We start from the raw sequence: 16,847 nt of genomic DNA on the forward strand, positions 1-16,847 counted from the left end.
GAGCTCGTATGGGATTTGATTATGAACTCCGTTTTTATTGTCGACGATCACCCGGTCATCCGCCTTGCCGTCAGAATGTTGCTTGAACATGAAGGTTACAAAGTCGTCGGCGAAACTGATAATGGGGTCGACGCCATGCAGATGGTTCGCGAATGCATGCCTGATCTGGTCATTCTCGACATCAGCATTCCCAAACTGGATGGACTGGAGGTTCTCGCCCGTTTCAACGCAATGAGTACCCGCCTGAAAACATTGGTATTAACAGCACAATGCCCGACACTTTTTGGTATTCGTTGCATGCAATCCGGCGCATCGGGATATGTGTGTAAACAGGAAGACCTGAGTGAACTGGTCAGTGCTATAAAGGCCGTATTGTCAGGTTACAACTATTTCCCAAGTCAGGCATTGAATCCTGTTCGCTGTGATGACGCGCGGTTCGCCGACCTGGAACTGTTCAAGTCAGTCAATGACCGGGAACTGATGGTATTGCAACTCTTTGCCCAAGGCCGCACCAACAAGGAAATTGCCAAAGGCATGTTTCTGAGCAACAAGACTGTCAGCACTTATAAAAAACGCCTCATGCAGAAACTCAAAGCCAAATCCCTGGTTGAACTCATCGATATGGCAAAACGTAACGCGTTAGTGTGAGAGACAGGATGCCCAGTCGTATAAAGGATTATCTGACACTCATGGCCGCAGGTTTATGCCTGAACACCTCAGTGGCCGCTGCGCAGACCGTCAGCGAGAACTACACCCTGATGAGTCGCTCGATGGCCGGACACCAGGAAGTCCAACTGGATAAATCACAACGACAATGGATTGAGAGTAAACGAGAACTGATCCTTGGCACGTCAGCCCCGGACTACCCCCCTTTCGACCTGACCATCAGTGGTCACGACTACGAAGGTTTTACCGCCGATTACGCAGGTATCCTTGGCAAAACCACCGGTTTGCCAATCAAGGTTCTGCGCTTTGCGTCCCGGGAGGACGCGATCGAGGCACTCGAAAACGGCGAGATCGATTTGCTGGGGACCGCCAATGGATTCGAAGCTCACAACGCTGACATCGTACTTTCCACCCCCTACGCCGTGGACCAGCCGGTTCTGGTGACACGCGAAGGAGAAACCAGATCCTTGACCGATGGCCTGTCCGGTCTCCGGCTGAGCATGGTGTATCACTATTTGCCGCTGAAGGAGGTCAAGGCCATGTATCCGGGGGCGATCATCACGTCCTTTCCGTCCTACCAGAATGCGATCAATGCCGTTGCCTTCGATCAAGCCGACGTTTTTCTGGGTGACACCATTTCCACCCATTACATGATCAACAAGGGGTATCTCAACAACATCCGCATGGCCAACTTCGGTAAACACGAAGCCCACGGTTTCAGCTTTGCGGTGCACAAGGCCAACCCGCAACTGCTCGGGATCATCAACGCAATACTCATGGCCATCCCCACCAACGAACGAGACAACATCGCCAAACGCTGGAGTGCCGGCAGTGACATGCTTCTCACCGATCAAAAACTGCAACTCACCGACAACGAAGAACGCTGGCTGGCACAACACCCGGTAGTGCGGGTGGTGGTCAATGAGGCTTTTGCGCCGCTGACATTTTTCGACAGTGATGGCAACTTTCGTGGGGTTACCGCCGACTTGCTCGAGCTGATCAGATTGCGCACCGGTTTGCGCTTCGACGTCCGTCGCAGCCGCAGTGATGACGAGATGATCGAGCAGATCAGGGACAATAAGGCCGACTTGATCGCCGCCCTGCTCCCCAGCGCCCAACGTGAATCGACGCTGAACTTCACCCGCCCCTATCTGCAAAACTCCTTTGTCCTGTTGACTCGCAAAGCCGCCGACAGCCCGACAAGCCTTGCGCAGTTGCAGGACAAACGCCTGGCAATCGCCCAAGGCAATCCCCTGGTGGATTACCTGCGCAGCGAGTTCCCGCGGATCAGGCTGATTGAAACGCCTGACACGTTCAGCGCCGTGGAGTTGCTGGCCGAGGGCAAGGCAGAAGGTGCGGTGAATTCACTGGTGATTGCCAACTACTTCATCTCATCGCAGCTCTTCGAGCAAACACTTCAAATCAGTACCACCATCGGTACCCAACAGGCCGCGTTCTCCCTGGCCACAGGCCGAGATTCCAAAGAACTGAACGCCATCCTCAACAAGGCACTGCTGAGCATTGCGCCGGAAGAACTGGGCATCATCAACAGCCGCTGGCGCGGCTATTCGGCGTCCTCGCAAAGTACCTGGCGCAACGTTTACCGAGTGTTCTATCAGGTCGTTATCGGTGCCGGAGTGTTATTGCTGATATCCGTTGCCTGGAACGCTTACATGCGTCGCCAGATAAAGCAGCGTCAGGCGGCCGAGCGCGCGTTGAACGATCAATTCGAATTCATGCGATCACTGGTCAACGGGACGCCTCATCCCATCTACGTCCGCGATCGCCAGGGACTGCTGCAAAGCTGCAACGACAGTTACCTGGAAGCTTTCTGCACGAGACGTGAAGACGTCATCGGCAAAGGCGTCATGCAAGCCAACATGAGCAATGCGTTCGAAGCCCGGGAATATCAGGCCGATTACCAGCGCGTCGTGGCCGAGGGCAAATCGCTGATTCTCGATCGCGCGCTGCATATCGGCGACCGCAGACTGACGATTTACCACTGGATTCTTCCCTACCGTGATTCGAGCGGTGAAGTACAAGGCATCATTGGCGGCTGGATCGACATCAGCGAACGGCGGCAACTGTTCGATGATCTGCGCTATGCCAAAGAGCGTGCCGATGAAGCCAACCGAGCCAAAACCACTTTTCTGGCGACCATGAGCCATGAGATCCGCACCCCGATGAATGCGGTCATTGGCATGCTCGAACTCACGCTGAAACGCATCGATCATGAGCACCCGGATCGCCCGGCCATCGATGTGGCGTACAACTCGGCTAAGGACCTGCTGGAGCTGATCGGGGACATTCTCGACATTGCACGGATTGAATCCGGACGGCTGAGCCTGAGCCCTGAACGGGTCAATCCAAGTGAAATCGTGGCCTCGGTGGTGCGGGTCTTCGATGGACTGGCGCGCCAGAAAAGTCTCCGGCTGCTGCTGGAATTTCGCCCTGCCAATCCGGGGTTTGATGTCCTGTTGGACCCGATGCGCTTCAAGCAGGTCTTGTCCAATCTGGTCAGCAATGCCATCAAGTTTACGGAGCAAGGCCAAGTCAGGATCATTGTCGACTTGCACCCGACCGCCGAGCCTGAGCGGGTCCGGATGCTGTTGCAGGTTCACGACAGCGGCATAGGGATCAACGAACAGGATCAGCGGCGGCTGTTCGAACCTTTCGCCCAGGCCGATCACTCCGGGCAGTCAGCCAGAGGCGGTGCGGGGCTTGGACTGGTGATCAGCCGCAGCCTGTGCGAAATGATGGGCGGCAGCCTGCAATTGAGCAGCCAGCCGGGTGTCGGCACTCAAGTCGAGGTGTCGTTGCACCTGGCAACACTGCCGCTCAAGCAGAAGCCAGAGACTGTTGAAGCGCAAATCCGCACCACGACGACCCCCTTGAATGTTCTGGTGGTCGACGATCACCCCGCCAATCGCTTGCTCATGTGCCAGCAACTGGAGTTTCTGGGCCACCGATTCAGCGTCGCACCGGACGGCCAGGCGGGATTTCAGGCATGGGAAGCCGAGCCGTTCGATCTGGTGATTGTCGATTGCAACATGCCGATCATGAACGGATACGAACTGGCCCGCGCCATTCGCCGACATGAACAAAAAACGCACCGCCCGCCCTGTACCGTGCTGGGCTTTACCGCCAACGCACAACCGGAAGAAATACAACGCTGCAAACAAGCCGGGATGGACGACTGCCTGTTCAAGCCCCTTACCCTGATAGCCTTGAGTCAGTGGTTTGAAGGTATCAGGCCAACCGTCCGCGATCCCGCGTTCAGCCTGCAAGGACTGCGTCTTTTAACCGGGGGCGATCCGGTATTGGACCAACGATTATTAACCGAACTGTTGAACAGCAACCGTCTGGACCGACAAGAACTGCTGGCGCTGTCCCCCTCCAAAGAGCCTCAGCCATTTCTCGACATCGCCCACAAAATCAAGGGCGCCGCCCGAATCGTCCAGGCGTCCCGGGTGATCGACAGCTGCGAGGCGCTGGAAAAGGCCTGCCATGAAGTGTTTCATCACGACGAAGTGGCCGATTGCAGCAAGGCTATAGAGCGCGCCATGCTCGAATTGGAGCAAGCATTGCAGCAACAGATCGGCCAAAACGACAAAAGCAGAATGACAGAGCCTTAACTATGCTTGGACGCTGAGCAGTGTGTTAACCATCATGGAGAGACCCGCAATGCCCAGCCCACTGCGCCCGGATCAACGGCGGTTTCCCCTGCACGTCCATATCAGCGTGATGTTCACTTTCCTGCTGTTGCTGACTGGCGTGGTGCTGGGCGTTTTCAACTACCAGCAAACCACGCAGATCATTCTTTCCAGCAGTGAAAAGCTCTTCAACCGTATCGAGCAGGACGTCCGTCTCGACCTGCACTCTACCTATGAGCCGATTCGCCATCTGCTGACCCTGCTGGCGGAATACCCGGCGACCCAGGCACCTGACCTTGCGCAACGCCTGGCGCTGCTCAAACCCTTCAGCCAGTCGCTCAAGGACAACCCCGACCTGGCCTCGTTGTATCTGGGCTATGGCAACGGTGATTTCTTCATGGTTCGGCCCTTGCGAACCCCCAACCTGAAAACGCTCCTCAAGGCACCGGATACTGCGGCTTATCAGGTGTGGAGCATTGAGCGAACAGGCAACAGCGGTCAGGTCCGCTCCCAATCATTGTTTTTCGATCAGGATCTGGCCCTCATCAGCCGCCAGGACAATCCCGACGAAACCTACGATCCGCGAACCCGCGCCTGGTATGCCAGCGCCCGCAGCGACAACGATCAGATCACCACCGAACCCTACATTTTTTTCTCCACCCGTAATGTCGGCACTACCCTGGCCCGGCGCAGCGGCGAACAGGCCATCATGGGTGCCGATCTGACCCTGGAGGAACTCTCCGCGACCCTGGCCAAACATGTTGTGACCCCCAGTACCGAAATAGTGCTGTTCGATGCTGAAGGGAACGCCATCGCGTATCCCGACAGCAGCAAACTGATCATCGACGATCAGACTGCCCGCCTGATCAAAGCCACCGACCTGAGCCCCAGCCTCGGCGCATTGCTCAACAATCCCCCCGCAGGTAATCGCCTGGATGTCGCCGGTCGTCAATGGATCGTTGCCCGCAGCCGCATGCAAGAAGGCGGCCCCCAAGGACTGCAACTGGCGCTGCTGGTGCCGGAAGATGAATTACTCGTCGATGCCTACCGCATGCGCTGGCAAGGCGCACTGATTACCCTGGCCACGCTGTTGCTGTGCCTGCCGCTGGGCTGGCTGACCTCGCGGATTCTGGTTAAACCCCTGCGCGCGCTGGTACGGGAGGCCGATGCGGTTCGCAGTTTCGACTTCAACTTTCCGGCCTCACGTCGCTCTCCCGTGCTCGAAGTCGACCAACTGAGCGTGTCGATGACGCGCATGAAAGACACCCTGGCGAGTTTTTTCCAGATCACCGACAGCCTGAGCGCCGAGACTCGCTTCGCCCCCTTGCTCGAACGGGTGTTGTTTGAAACCGTGAAAATTGGCCAGGCCCAGGCCGGTCTGATCTACCTGGGCGAAAGCGATGGCGATCGCATGGAGCCCCATGGTCTGGTCGTCAACGGCACCTCACGGGCATTGCCGTCATTTGATCTTCGAGGACACGAACTCCAGGCTCCGCAAAGCCCTGCATGGCTACAACAGCTGTCAAATGCGGACAACGTCGTCACCACGCTTGGTTTTGAACAGGCCGGGGATTTGCAGAAGGTGTTGCTTGCGCTGGAGTGCCCCCGGGTTCATCTGATCGGCATTCGGCTGCACAATCGTCATAACGAAACCGTGGGCCTGCTGGTCCTGCTGTTGGCTGATACCGGCAACCAGAGCGATCTGGAAAAACTTCGCCCGGACCGTATCGCGTTCCTCCAGGCCGTGTCCGGCGCGGCCGCCGTGAGTATCGAAAGTCAGCGTCTGCAAGCCAAACAAAAACAACTGCTGGATTCCTTCATTCAACTGCTGGCGGGGGCGATTGACGCCAAAAGCCCCTACACCGGCGGTCACTGCCAGCGAGTGCCGGCGCTGACCCTGATGCTCGCCCAAGCCGCCGCTGCCAGCCAGGACCCGGCCTTCAGTGGCTATCAACCCACCGAAGATGAATGGGAAGCGCTGCACATCGCCGCCTGGCTGCACGATTGCGGCAAGGTCACCACTCCGGAATACGTGGTCGATAAAGCCACGAAACTGGAAACGCTTAACGACCGCATCCACGAAATCCGCACCCGTTTCGAAGTGCTCAAGCGCGATGTCTGGATCAACTATTGGCAAGCCATGGCCCTGGGCGGTGACGAGCAGCACCTGGCCGAACTGCGCAACGCCACTCTGGCGGGACTGGACGATGACTTCGCGTTCGTTGCCCGCTGCAACCTGGGTGGCGAGGCGATGGCCGAGCCCGACCTGCAACGCCTGCACAGCATGGCCCAGCGCACCTGGACCCGAACACTGGATGACCGGCTGGGCGTTTCCTGGGAAGAGAACCGACGCCAGGCGCGAACCCCGGCACCGGCACTGCCGGTCAGCGAACCATTACTGGCGGACAAACCCGAGCACCTGTTCGAACGGCCCGAAGCCGAACTGATTCCAGAGGATAATCCGTGGGGGTTCAAGCTCGATGTGCCGCCCTACAAGTACAACCGGGGCGAACTCTACAACCTGAGCGTTGCCCGAGGCACCCTGACCCGCGAGGAGCGTTACATCATCAATCACCACATGGTGCAGACGATTCTGATGCTCAGCCACCTGCCCTTCCCCGGCCACCTCACCAACGTCGCGGAGATCGCCGGCGGCCACCACGAGAAGATGGACGGCACCGGGTATCCCAAACAGTTGAAGCGCGAAGAAATGAGCCTGCCGGCGCGGATGATGGCGATTGCCGATATTTTCGAAGCGCTGACCGCCGCCGATCGCCCCTACAAGAAAGCCAAGTCGTTGAGCGAAGCGCTGGGCATCATGGCCACCATGTGCCGGGACGCCCACATCGATCCTGAGGTGTTCGGGCTGTTCATCAACGCGCAAATCTACTCGCAGTACGCCGATCGATTCCTCGATCCCCAACAGATCGATGCGGTTGATCCGACAAGCCTGCTGGTCAAGGCAGGCTTGCGGGCATGATCAGCAGTCGGTCAGGCGCAGGAAAATCGCCGCCAATTGCTCGATACCGGCCTGATCTTCAGCGGTAAAACGCGCCAGTTTCGGGCTATCGAGGTCCAGCACGCCGATCAGGCGACCGCCCTTGACCAGGGGCACGACCAGCTCGCTGTTCGACGCGCTGTCGCAAGCGATGTGCCCGGGGAACGCGTGCACGTCCTCGACCAACTGGGTCTGCAAGGTCGCCGCCGCAGCCCCGCACACGCCCCGACCGAATGGAATCCGCACGCAGGCGATCTGCCCTTGAAAAGGGCCAAGTACCAGTTCTTCGTTGCGATTGAGGTAGAAACCGGCCCAGTTCAGGTCATCGAGCTGGTTGAACAGGAACGCCGAGAACTGCGCGGCGTTAGCGATGAAATCCCGCTCGTCCGCCAGCAATGACTCCAATTGCGCCCACAGCATGCCGTAGCCTTCGAGGCCCTGGCCGCTCTTTTGTAAATCGATCATGCCTTGTGCTCCAACAGCTTCAGCCCGACCCAATAGCGGGCAAATTGATACGCGCAACGTCCGTTGCGATTGCCCCGGCCCGTGGCCCAGCGCACCGCGAGGATGTCCAGTTCTTCGTCTCGCTGCCACTTAAGGCCCGCCTTGTCGGCCAGTTGACCGATCCAGTGTTCGACGACGTTGAGGAAGTGCTCCTGGGTAAACGGATAGAACGACAGCCACAATCCAAACCGATCCGACAGCGCAATCTTGTCTTCCACCGCCTCGCTGGGATGGAGTTCGCCGTCAACGCGTTTCCAGTTTTCGTTATCGCTTTCCTTTTCCGGCACCAGGTGGCGACGGTTGGACGTGGCGTACAGCAAAACGTTATCCGGCGCCTGTTCGAGAGAGCCGTCGAGCACGCTCTTGAGCACCCGGTAATCGCCTTCTCCCGACTCGAACGACAGGTCATCGCAGAACAGCACGAAACGCTGGGGCAGCCTGGCGATCTGTTCGACCACTCGCGGCAAGTCCGCCAGGTGATCGCGTTCGATCTCGATCAGCCGCAGACCGGCCTTGGCGTGTTCGGCCAGCAAGGCGCGCACCAGCGACGATTTACCGGTGCCGCGCGCGCCCCAGAGCAATGCGTGGTTGGCCGGCATGCCATCGAGGAACTGCTGGGTATTTCGCCCCAGTTGCTCCAGTTGCCGGTCGACACCGATCAGGTCGGACAAACGCATGTCGAGGCTGACTTCCAGCGGCAACAGAAACCCGCTGCGCCCCTCGCGCTGCCAGCGCGCGGCAAGGCAATGATTCCAGTCGATAACTTGCCGAGGGGCGGGCAGCAGCGGTTCGATACGGGCCAAAACGGCATCGGCGCGTTCAAGAAAAGCATTTAATCGGGAATCCACGTCTTCTCCTCGGGCACGTTCACAGTAATGATGGCGATACAGCGACGAAACACAGCGTTCGGTGTCCGGTTCATCCCTTTGCACAAGGGCTCGCGAGAACATCGGTATCCATGCATGATCGACTATGCTTGAGCAGCGAAGGGAAACGGAAGTGGTTCGACACCCCATGGATATCAAGTTCACCAACCGGCTGTCCTACAAGCAAGCCAGGCTTACTGTGCTGGTCGGTTTCATTCTGGGCACGCTGCTCAGTCTGCTGCAAATAGGCATCGATTATGCCAGCGAAGACGCCTCCATCAACCGCGAAATCCTGTCTTTGCTGGAAATCAGCCACAACCCCGCGTCCCGTATCGCCTACAACATCGACGCCGAACTCGCTCAGGAACTGACCCTGGGCCTGTTGCGCTCGCCGGCGATCATCGGTGCGCAATTGACCGACAACAACAATACCGTGCTGGCCAGCGTCAAACGCCCGGGCGTGCAAAGCGGTTATCGGGTGATCAGCGACTTCCTGTTCGGCGCCAACCGGCAGTTCGAAGACCGTCTCTACCTGGATCACTTGCCGACCGAATCCCTCGGCACCCTGAGCCTGGACGTCGACACCTATTCATTCGGCAACCGGTTCCTGCGCCGGGCCGAGGTGACCCTGCTCAATGGCTTCGCTCGCAGCCTGCTGCTGACTGGCATCCTGCTGGCGCTGTTCTATGTAATGCTGACCAAGCCGTTGGTGCGGGTCATCCGTGAACTCAGCAGTCGCGACCCGCGCAGCACGGAGTCAACGTCGCTGGAGTGTCCGACGGCCCATGAAAACGATGAAATCGGTGTACTGGTCAAAGTTGCCAATCAACAATTCGAAAACATCGCCACCGAAATCCAGCAGCGACGCAACGCCGAAAACCGCCTGACCGACTACCTCGGGCAACTGGAGAACATCGTCTCGGCCCGCACTGCGGAACTCAAGGCGATCAATTCGCGGCTCAGTCAATCCAATCAGGAACTGGAAGTCGCCCGCGGCACCGCCCTGGACATGGCCGAAGCGCGCTCGGTGTTCCTGGCCAACATGAGCCACGAGATCCGCACGCCGCTCAATGGCCTGCTGGGGATGATCGCGCTTTCCCTGGACGGCCCGCTCAATGCCGAGCAACAGCAACAGCTGTCCATCGCCCATGACTCGGGCAAAGTACTGGTGGAACTGCTCAACGATATTCTCGATTTGTCGAAGTTCGATGCCGGCCAACTGGAGCTCGAACATATTCCGTTCGACCTCGGTTCGCTGATCGAGGACACCGCCAACCTGCTATCGCAAAACGCTGCGCCGAGTGTCGAGCTGAGCTGCCTGATCGACCCGCACTTTCCGGCCCTGGTGCTCGGGGATCCGACCCGGGTCCGACAGATCGTCAGCAACCTGTTGTCCAACGCCCTCAAGTTCACCCGTTTCGGTCGCGTCGATGTGCGCCTGTCGACGTTCGGGGACGGCGTCAGAATCGAAGTCTGCGACACCGGCATCGGCATCGCCCAGGACGCCCAGGTCAAGATCTTCCAGCCCTTCACGCAGGCGGGTGCCGGCATTACTCGGCAATTCGGCGGGACCGGATTGGGCCTGGCACTGACCTACAACCTCTGCGAAGCCATGCAAGGGCGCCTCACCATCAGCTCGGAAGCAGGCTTCGGCAGCCAGTTCTGTGCGGATCTGCCGCTGCCCAGCCACACCCGCGCCCTTCCCCCGGCCTCTTTACAGGGCAAGGTCATCGCAATCACCGCCGCCAGCAGCGGTCTGGCAGAACTGCTGAAAAGTGTGTTGCCCGGCTGGGGGCTCGACTATGAGCAGCGTTCCCTCGATGACTCGTTGCTGGGCCTGAACCCGGATGTACTGATTACCGATTGCCCCGAATGCCTGTTTGGCCTGCGTCCTTCGTGTACAGCGCCCATTCTGCTGGTCACCGCTTACGGCAGTTTCATGCCCAGCGAAGAAGCCCTCGCCCTCGCCCCCTTACAGCAACAGGCGCGGCCTCTGGCGCGCAACGCGCTGTACCAGACACTGCGGCGAACCCTGCAGCCGGAACTCAACACGATCAACGGTGCCCGGCTCGACACTATCTCCCCACAACGACGCGGACGCGTGCTGCTGGTGGAGGACAATCCGGTCAACCAATTGGTAGCCAAGGGGATGCTCGGAAAACTCGGTTGCGAGGTGATTGTCGCCGGTCACGGTGGCGAGGCGCTGGATCAGCTGGAGCAGAGCGAATTCGATCTGGTGCTGATGGACTGCAACATGCCGGTGATGGACGGCTATGAGGCCAGTAGGCAAATCCGTCGCAGCGGACGTTGGCCACAGCTGCCCATCGTCGCCCTGACCGCCAACGCCATGTCCGAAGAGCGCGAACGCTGTCGTGCGGCAGGCATGAGCGATTACCTGGCAAAACCCTTCCGCCGGGAAGAGTTGGCTGCCCTGCTGGACTTGTGGGTCCCTACTACGACAGTGCTTTGATTTGCCCCAAAAGGTGATCAAGACCATCGCGGAGATCGTTCAGGCGATCCAGATCCACACCGCTGTCGCATAACAGACGGGCCTTGAGCGGCCCGACCTGATCGCGCAAAGCCTTGCCGGTTGGCGACAGGCTCAAGTGCACTTCACGCTCGTCCCGCGCCGAGCGCTGACGCTGAACCAGTTGCAGTTGCTCAAGACGCTTGAGCAACGGCGTCAGCGTGCCGGAATCCAGCGCCAGACGTTCGCCCAACGCCTTGACCGTCGGCTGCTCCGGGGCTGCCTCCTGCCATTCCCACAACACCAGCATCGCCAGGTATTGCGGGTAGGTCAGGCCGAGCTGATCGAGCATCGGCTTGTAGGCGCGGATCACCGCCCGGGAAGCGGCGTACAGCTTGAAGCACAGTTGACTGTCAAGCTTCAGGGAATCGACTGACAAGGTGTTCATTTGAGCAGGGCTTCGATCTCGCGGGTCAGGTCCTGCGGCTTGGTCGCGGGGGCGAAGCGCTTGACCAACTGGCCATCCTTGCCGATCAGAAACTTGGTGAAGTTCCACTTGATGCCTTGGGAACCCAGCACACCCGGCGCGCGCTTTTTCAGTTGAACGAACAGCGGATGGGCGCCGGCGCCATTGACTTCAATCTTTTTGAACAGCGGAAAACTGACGCCGAAGTTCAACTCGCAGAACTCGGAAATCGCCCCTTCGTTGCCTGGCTCTTGCTTGCCGAACTGATTGCACGGAAAGCCCAGCACCACCAGACCTTGATCCTTGTAGGTCTGCCACAACTCTTCAAGGCCTTTGTATTGCGGAGTGAAGCCGCATTTACTCGCGGTATTGACCACCAACACGGCCTTGCCGGCGAAATCCGCCAGGGTCTTTTGCTCACCCTTGATGGTGGTGCAAGGGATGCTTAGCAGGTTGTCGCTCATGGTTCTGACTCTAAATGAGGGAAGACGAGACAAACATAGCGAGCAATTGAATTGCGTGCAATTTAAATATCCGAAGGGCGATCATCGGATCGCCCATTGGCTTATTACCCGCGGGGTACCAGGTCCAGGCACACCGAGTTGATGCAATAACGCAGGCCGGTCGGCGGCGGACCATCCGGGAACACGTGCCCAAGGTGCGCATCGCATTTGGCACAGACCACTTCGGTGCGGATCATGCCGTGGCTGACGTCACGGATCTCGACCATGGCGCTGTCACCGATCGGAGCATAGAAGCTCGGCCAGCCGCAGCCGGAGTCGAATTTGGTTTTGGAGTCGAACAGCAGCTCGTTGCAGCAGATGCAGTGGTAAACACCATCGACCTTGCTGTCGTTGTATTTGCCGGAGAACGGCCGTTCAGTGCCTTTGAGGCGGCAAACGTTGTACTGCTCCGGATCGAGCATCGCCCGCCATTCTTCCAGGGTTTTTTCCAACTTTTCCATCATCACACCTCAGCAGCTGAAAAAGCCCGATCTGTACCTTTTCCACGGATCGGGCGGCACGTATGATTGCGCCTCGTCAAACGCCAGTCTGGCAGCCAGACCTCGCGCATTCAAACGGATTTATGGGTGCTGCCTCTCAAGGCGCCAGGCCTGTGTGAATACGCAGGATTCCCAGTACGGTCGTTCATACGCCGCCTGGATCGTTCATTTTCGGGAACACATCGCCATGCAGGTCAGCAAATCGAACAAGCTCGCCAACGTCTGCTACGACATTCGCGGCCCAGTGCTCAAGCACGCCAAACGCCTGGAAGAGGAAGGCCATCGCATCCTCAAGCTGAACATCGGCAACCCGGCGCCTTTTGGTTTCGAAGCGCCGGATGAAATCCTTCAGGACGTCATCCGCAACCTGCCGACTGCTCAGGGCTACAGCGATTCCAAAGGTCTGTTCAGCGCCCGCAAGGCCGTGATGCAGTACTACCAGCAAAAGCAGGTAGAAGGCGTCGGCATCGAAGACATCTATTTGGGTAACGGCGTTTCCGAGCTGATCGTGATGTCGATGCAGGCCCTGCTCAACAACGGCGACGAAGTGCTGGTGCCGGCCCCGGACTACCCGCTGTGGACCGCCGCGGTGAGCCTGTCGGGCGGCAACCCGGTGCATTACCTGTGCGACGAGCAAGCCAACTGGTGGCCGGATCTGGCCGACATCAAGGCCAAGATCACCCCGAACACCAAAGCACTGGTGATCATCAACCCGAACAACCCGACGGGCGCGGTGTATTCGAAAGAAGTCCTGCTGGGCATGCTGGAACTGGCCCGTCAGCACAACCTGGTGGTTTTTTCCGACGAGATCTACGACAAGATTCTGTACGACGATGCCGTGCACATCTGCACGGCTTCCCTGGCGCCAGATCTGCTGTGCCTGACGTTCAACGGTCTGTCAAAGTCATATCGCGTGGCGGGTTTTCGTTCCGGCTGGATCGCCATTTCAGGCCCGAAACACCACGCCCAGAGCTACATCGAAGGCATCGACATGCTGGCCAACATGCGTCTGTGTGCCAACGTGCCGAGCCAGCATGCGATCCAGACCGCCCTCGGCGGCTACCAGAGCATCAATGATCTGGTATTGCCCAACGGACGATTGTTGGAACAGCGCAATCGCACCTGGGAACTGCTCAACGACATTCCCGGCGTGAGCTGCGTCAAGCCAATGGGCGCGCTGTATGCGTTCCCACGGATCGACCCGAAAGTCTGCCCGATCCATAACGACGAGAAATTCGTGCTCGACCTGCTACTGTCGGAGAAGCTGCTGGTGGTTCAAGGCACCGCCTTCAACTGGCCATGGCCGGACCACTTCCGTGTGGTGACCCTGCCGCGCGTGGACGACCTGGACATGGCCATCGGACGTATCGGCAACTTCCTCAAGTCCTATCGCCAGTAACCTGCCTGTCACCGTGCGACGCTTGCGCAAGTCGCACGGTGATTGATTCAGCAACATTTCTTTGCGCCCTGCCGAACATCGCTGCTTCAAGCGCTAACTGATGACCGTTGAGTGCTCGCGTCTAACAACGGCGGGGCTTATGACGCTAATTGCCTGACAAACGCTTCCCGCATCGACGTCGGAAATGCCCTTCAAACAGCTAGACTGTTGCCGTAGGACACAGTTTGAAATAGTCACTTGGTTGAATAGCCTGGGTCAGCACCTTATATACCCCGCAGTACGCTACATCTTTAGCATGAGGAGATTTCTACAACCATGATGCGCATCCTGCTGTTTTTGGCCACTAACCTGGCGGTCGTGCTGATTGCCAGCATCACCCTGAGCCTTTTCGGCTTCAACGGGTTCATGGCGGCCAACGGGGTTGATCTCAACCTCAATCAGCTGCTGATTTTCTGTGCGGTCTTTGGTTTCGCCGGTTCGCTGTTCTCGCTGTTCATCTCCAAGTGGATGGCGAAGATGAGCACCAGTACCCAAATCATCAGCCAGCCGCGCACACGTCACGAGCAATGGCTGCTGCAAACCGTCGAGCAATTGTCCCGGGAAGCCGGGATCAAGATGCCCGAAGTCGGTATTTTCCCGGCCTACGAGGCGAACGCCTTTGCCACCGGCTGGAACAAGAACGACGCGTTGGTCGCGGTCAGCCAAGGGCTGCTCGAGCGTTTCTCGCCAGATGAAGTGAAGGCCGTTCTGGCCCACGAAATCGGCCACGTAGCCAATGGCGACATGGTCACCCTGGCATTGGTCCAGGGCGTGGTGAACACCTTCGTGATGTTCTTCGCACGGATCATCGGCAACTTTGTCGACAAGGTGATCTTCAAGAACGAAGAAGGCCAGGGCATCGCCTACTACGTGGCAACCATCTTCGCCGAACTGGTTCTGGGCATTCTGGCCAGCGCCATCGTCATGTGGTTCTCGCGTAAACGCGAATTCCGTGCAGACGAAGCCGGTGCACGTCTGGCCGGTACCGCCGCAATGATCGGCGCCCTGCAACGCCTGCGTGCCGAACAGGGGCTGCCGGTGCACATGCCGGACACCCTGACGGCTTTCGGCATTAACGGTGGCATCAAACAGGGGTTCGCCCGCATGTTCATGAGCCACCCGCCGCTGGAAGAGCGCATCGACGCGTTGCGTCGTCGGGGCTGATAGCTCTGCGGTGATGCAAAAAGGGGCGATCATCTGATCGCCCCTTTTTTGTGCCTTGCTGTTCCATCAACTCATCAAGCGATAAATCCGCTCTTCAAGCCGCGTAACACCGCTTTCCAGGAACTTCCAGCTCTCGCCCAGAACGTCCTGGTCCTCCAGAATCTTCAACTCCCACGAAACCCCGAACAACCGTTGCACTTCGTCATCCAGCACTGCAAAGGGCGGCCCCTCCATTTGTGCCTGGTCGTAATCCAGGGTAATCAGCAGCCCCAGCGAATCCTTCGGCACAATCCGCTTCAGATGCTCGGCGTATTGCTCCCGCATCTTCGGTGGCAAGGCGATCAACGCAGCGCGGTCGTACAGCGCACTGCAATCGGCGACATCGCCGGCCGTCAATGCGAAGAAATCACCACACCAGATCTCGATCGAGCCCGCCCGATAGACAGTAAAGGGGCCTTGGTCGCTGACGTCCGGATCAAATTGATGCTCATGGAAAAAGTCTTCCACCGCTTTTTCCGACAATTCGACGCCCAACACCTCGTGACCGCATTTCGCCAGCCACAGCAGATCCAGGCTTTTGCCACATAGCGGCACCAGTACGCGCGCACCCTCCTCCAGGCCCAGCTGCGGCCAGTACCGTTGCAGATATGGATTCACTTCCGGCAGGTGGAAGCCGATCTGATTCGACGTCCACCGCTTGTGCCAAAACTCCGGCTGCATAATTAATCCCGAAAATTCGATCAAAAGACCCTAAAACTTATATTAGATTTAGATCAATGATCTGACTGAAGATGATGCCATCTTACCCCTCAGGAGCTCATTCATGTTCCCCAGCCTGTACATATCCCATGGCTCGCCCATGTTGGCACTGGAACCGGGCGCCAGCGGGCCCGCCCTCGCTCGCCTGGCCGCAGAATTGCCGAAACCCAAAGCTATCGTAATTGTTTCTGCGCACTGGGAAAGCAATGAGTTGCTCGTCAGCGGCAATCCCAAGCCTGAAACCTGGCATGACTTCGGCGGCTTTCCGCAGGCGTTATTCGATGTGCAATACCCGGCGCCCGGCAATCCACAATTGGCCGCAGAGGTTGTCGAACTGCTGAAGAGCGATGGCCTGCCCGCACGCATCGACGCCGAACGGCCATTCGACCATGGTGTCTGGGTGCCGTTGTCTTTGATGTATCCACAAGCCGACATCCCCGTGGTGCAAGTCTCGCTACCCACCCGCGGCGGCCCGGCCCTGCAGGCCCGAGTCGGTCATGCCCTGGCCAGCCTGCGCGAACACGGCGTGCTGCTGATCGGTTCCGGGAGCATCACCCACAACCTGCGCGAACTGGACTGGCACGCCGGCCCGGAAAGCGTCGAACCCTGGGCCCAGGCATTTCGTGACTGGATGATCGAAAAACTCGCTGCCAACGACGAAACCGCGTTGCACGATTACCGTCAGCAAGCACCGAATGCCGTGCGCAACCATCCAAGTGATGAACATTTGTTGCCTTTGTATTTTGCCCGCGGTGCCGGAGGAAACTTCAGCGTGACTCACAAGGGATTCACCATGGGGGCCTTGGGCATGGACATTTACCGCTTCGGATAATGTCGCAGTACAAGCGCTCAACCTGTGGCGG

The 16,847-nt window shown here is 58.4% G+C and carries 13 protein-coding genes; 7 read left to right on the top strand and 6 right to left on the bottom strand.

Features of this window, described 5'->3' with window-relative positions:
• Positions 1-21: 21 nt before the first annotated feature.
• Genes QFX16_RS20650 through QFX16_RS20660 form a run of 3 tightly spaced genes read left to right on the top strand, consistent with a single transcriptional unit; the run spans position 22 to position 7,299 of the window.
• The gene (locus QFX16_RS20650) at positions 22-648 is read left to right on the top strand and encodes a response regulator transcription factor (protein ID WP_046049241.1); all 627 of its coding nucleotides are present in this window, start codon (positions 22-24) and stop codon (positions 646-648) included.
• 8 nt (positions 649-656) lie between these two features.
• Entirely contained in the window at positions 657-4,301 is a 3,645-nt protein-coding gene (locus QFX16_RS20655) for a transporter substrate-binding domain-containing protein (RefSeq protein WP_283181140.1), read from the top strand.
• Positions 4,302-4,350: 49 nt separating this feature from the next.
• Entirely contained in the window at positions 4,351-7,299 is a 2,949-nt protein-coding gene (locus tag QFX16_RS20660) for an HD domain-containing phosphohydrolase (RefSeq protein ID WP_283181141.1), read from the top strand.
• Here the strand turns inward: QFX16_RS20660 and msrC are convergent, their stop codons facing one another.
• Both msrC and QFX16_RS20670 read right to left on the bottom strand, forming a co-directional pair.
• Positions 7,300-7,782: a free L-methionine (R)-S-oxide reductase MsrC gene (gene msrC, locus QFX16_RS20665; RefSeq protein WP_283181142.1), complete on the bottom strand. Its 483-nt coding sequence runs from the start codon at positions 7,780-7,782 to the stop codon at positions 7,300-7,302.
• Entirely contained in the window at positions 7,779-8,669 is an 891-nt protein-coding gene (locus QFX16_RS20670; protein ID WP_283181143.1) for an ATP-binding protein, read from the bottom strand. Before QFX16_RS20670 ends, msrC begins: the two co-directional genes overlap by 4 nt.
• A 166-nt stretch (positions 8,670-8,835) precedes the next feature.
• Between QFX16_RS20670 and QFX16_RS20675 the strand changes: the two genes are divergently transcribed.
• Complete coding sequence (locus tag QFX16_RS20675) at positions 8,836-11,157, top strand: hybrid sensor histidine kinase/response regulator (protein WP_283181144.1); 2,322 nt, start codon at positions 8,836-8,838, stop codon at positions 11,155-11,157.
• Here the strand turns inward: QFX16_RS20675 and QFX16_RS20680 are convergent.
• From QFX16_RS20680 to msrB, 3 genes are all read right to left on the bottom strand, one after another.
• Positions 11,141-11,602 (bottom strand): MarR family winged helix-turn-helix transcriptional regulator, encoded by a 462-nt coding sequence (locus tag QFX16_RS20680; RefSeq protein WP_008145868.1) that lies wholly within the window; start codon positions 11,600-11,602, stop codon positions 11,141-11,143. The two genes, QFX16_RS20675 and QFX16_RS20680, sit on opposite strands and share 17 nt — an antisense overlap.
• A complete protein-coding gene (locus QFX16_RS20685; RefSeq protein ID WP_008002671.1) occupies positions 11,599-12,084 on the bottom strand; it encodes a glutathione peroxidase in 486 nt (161 codons plus the stop codon). The genes QFX16_RS20680 and QFX16_RS20685 overlap by 4 nt, the downstream gene beginning before the upstream one ends.
• 104 nt (positions 12,085-12,188) lie before the next feature.
• Entirely contained in the window at positions 12,189-12,584 is a 396-nt protein-coding gene (gene msrB / locus QFX16_RS20690; protein ID WP_283181145.1) for a peptide-methionine (R)-S-oxide reductase MsrB, read from the bottom strand.
• A gap of 226 nt (positions 12,585-12,810) precedes the next feature.
• Between msrB and QFX16_RS20695 the strand changes: the two genes are divergently transcribed.
• Positions 12,811-14,022, top strand: a complete 1,212-nt coding sequence (locus QFX16_RS20695) for a pyridoxal phosphate-dependent aminotransferase (protein WP_046056560.1) — start codon at positions 12,811-12,813, stop codon at positions 14,020-14,022.
• Between the two features lie 315 nt (positions 14,023-14,337).
• Entirely contained in the window at positions 14,338-15,225 is an 888-nt protein-coding gene (gene htpX / locus QFX16_RS20700; RefSeq protein ID WP_008145865.1) for a protease HtpX, read from the top strand.
• 66 nt (positions 15,226-15,291) lie between these two features.
• Here the strand turns inward: htpX and QFX16_RS20705 are convergent, their stop codons facing one another.
• Positions 15,292-15,945 (bottom strand): thiopurine S-methyltransferase, encoded by a 654-nt coding sequence (locus QFX16_RS20705; protein ID WP_283181146.1) that lies wholly within the window; start codon positions 15,943-15,945, stop codon positions 15,292-15,294.
• 103 nt (positions 15,946-16,048) lie between these two features.
• On the opposite strand from QFX16_RS20705, the gene QFX16_RS20710 reads away from it, so the two are divergent.
• On the top strand, positions 16,049-16,816 hold the full coding sequence (locus QFX16_RS20710; protein ID WP_283181147.1) for a DODA-type extradiol aromatic ring-opening family dioxygenase: 768 nt from the start codon (positions 16,049-16,051) through the stop codon (positions 16,814-16,816).
• The last annotated feature ends 31 nt before the right edge of the window (positions 16,817-16,847 follow it).

The sequence above is a fragment of the Pseudomonas svalbardensis genome (genome assembly GCF_030053115.1).
Classification (GTDB): domain Bacteria; phylum Pseudomonadota; class Gammaproteobacteria; order Pseudomonadales; family Pseudomonadaceae; genus Aquipseudomonas; species Aquipseudomonas svalbardensis.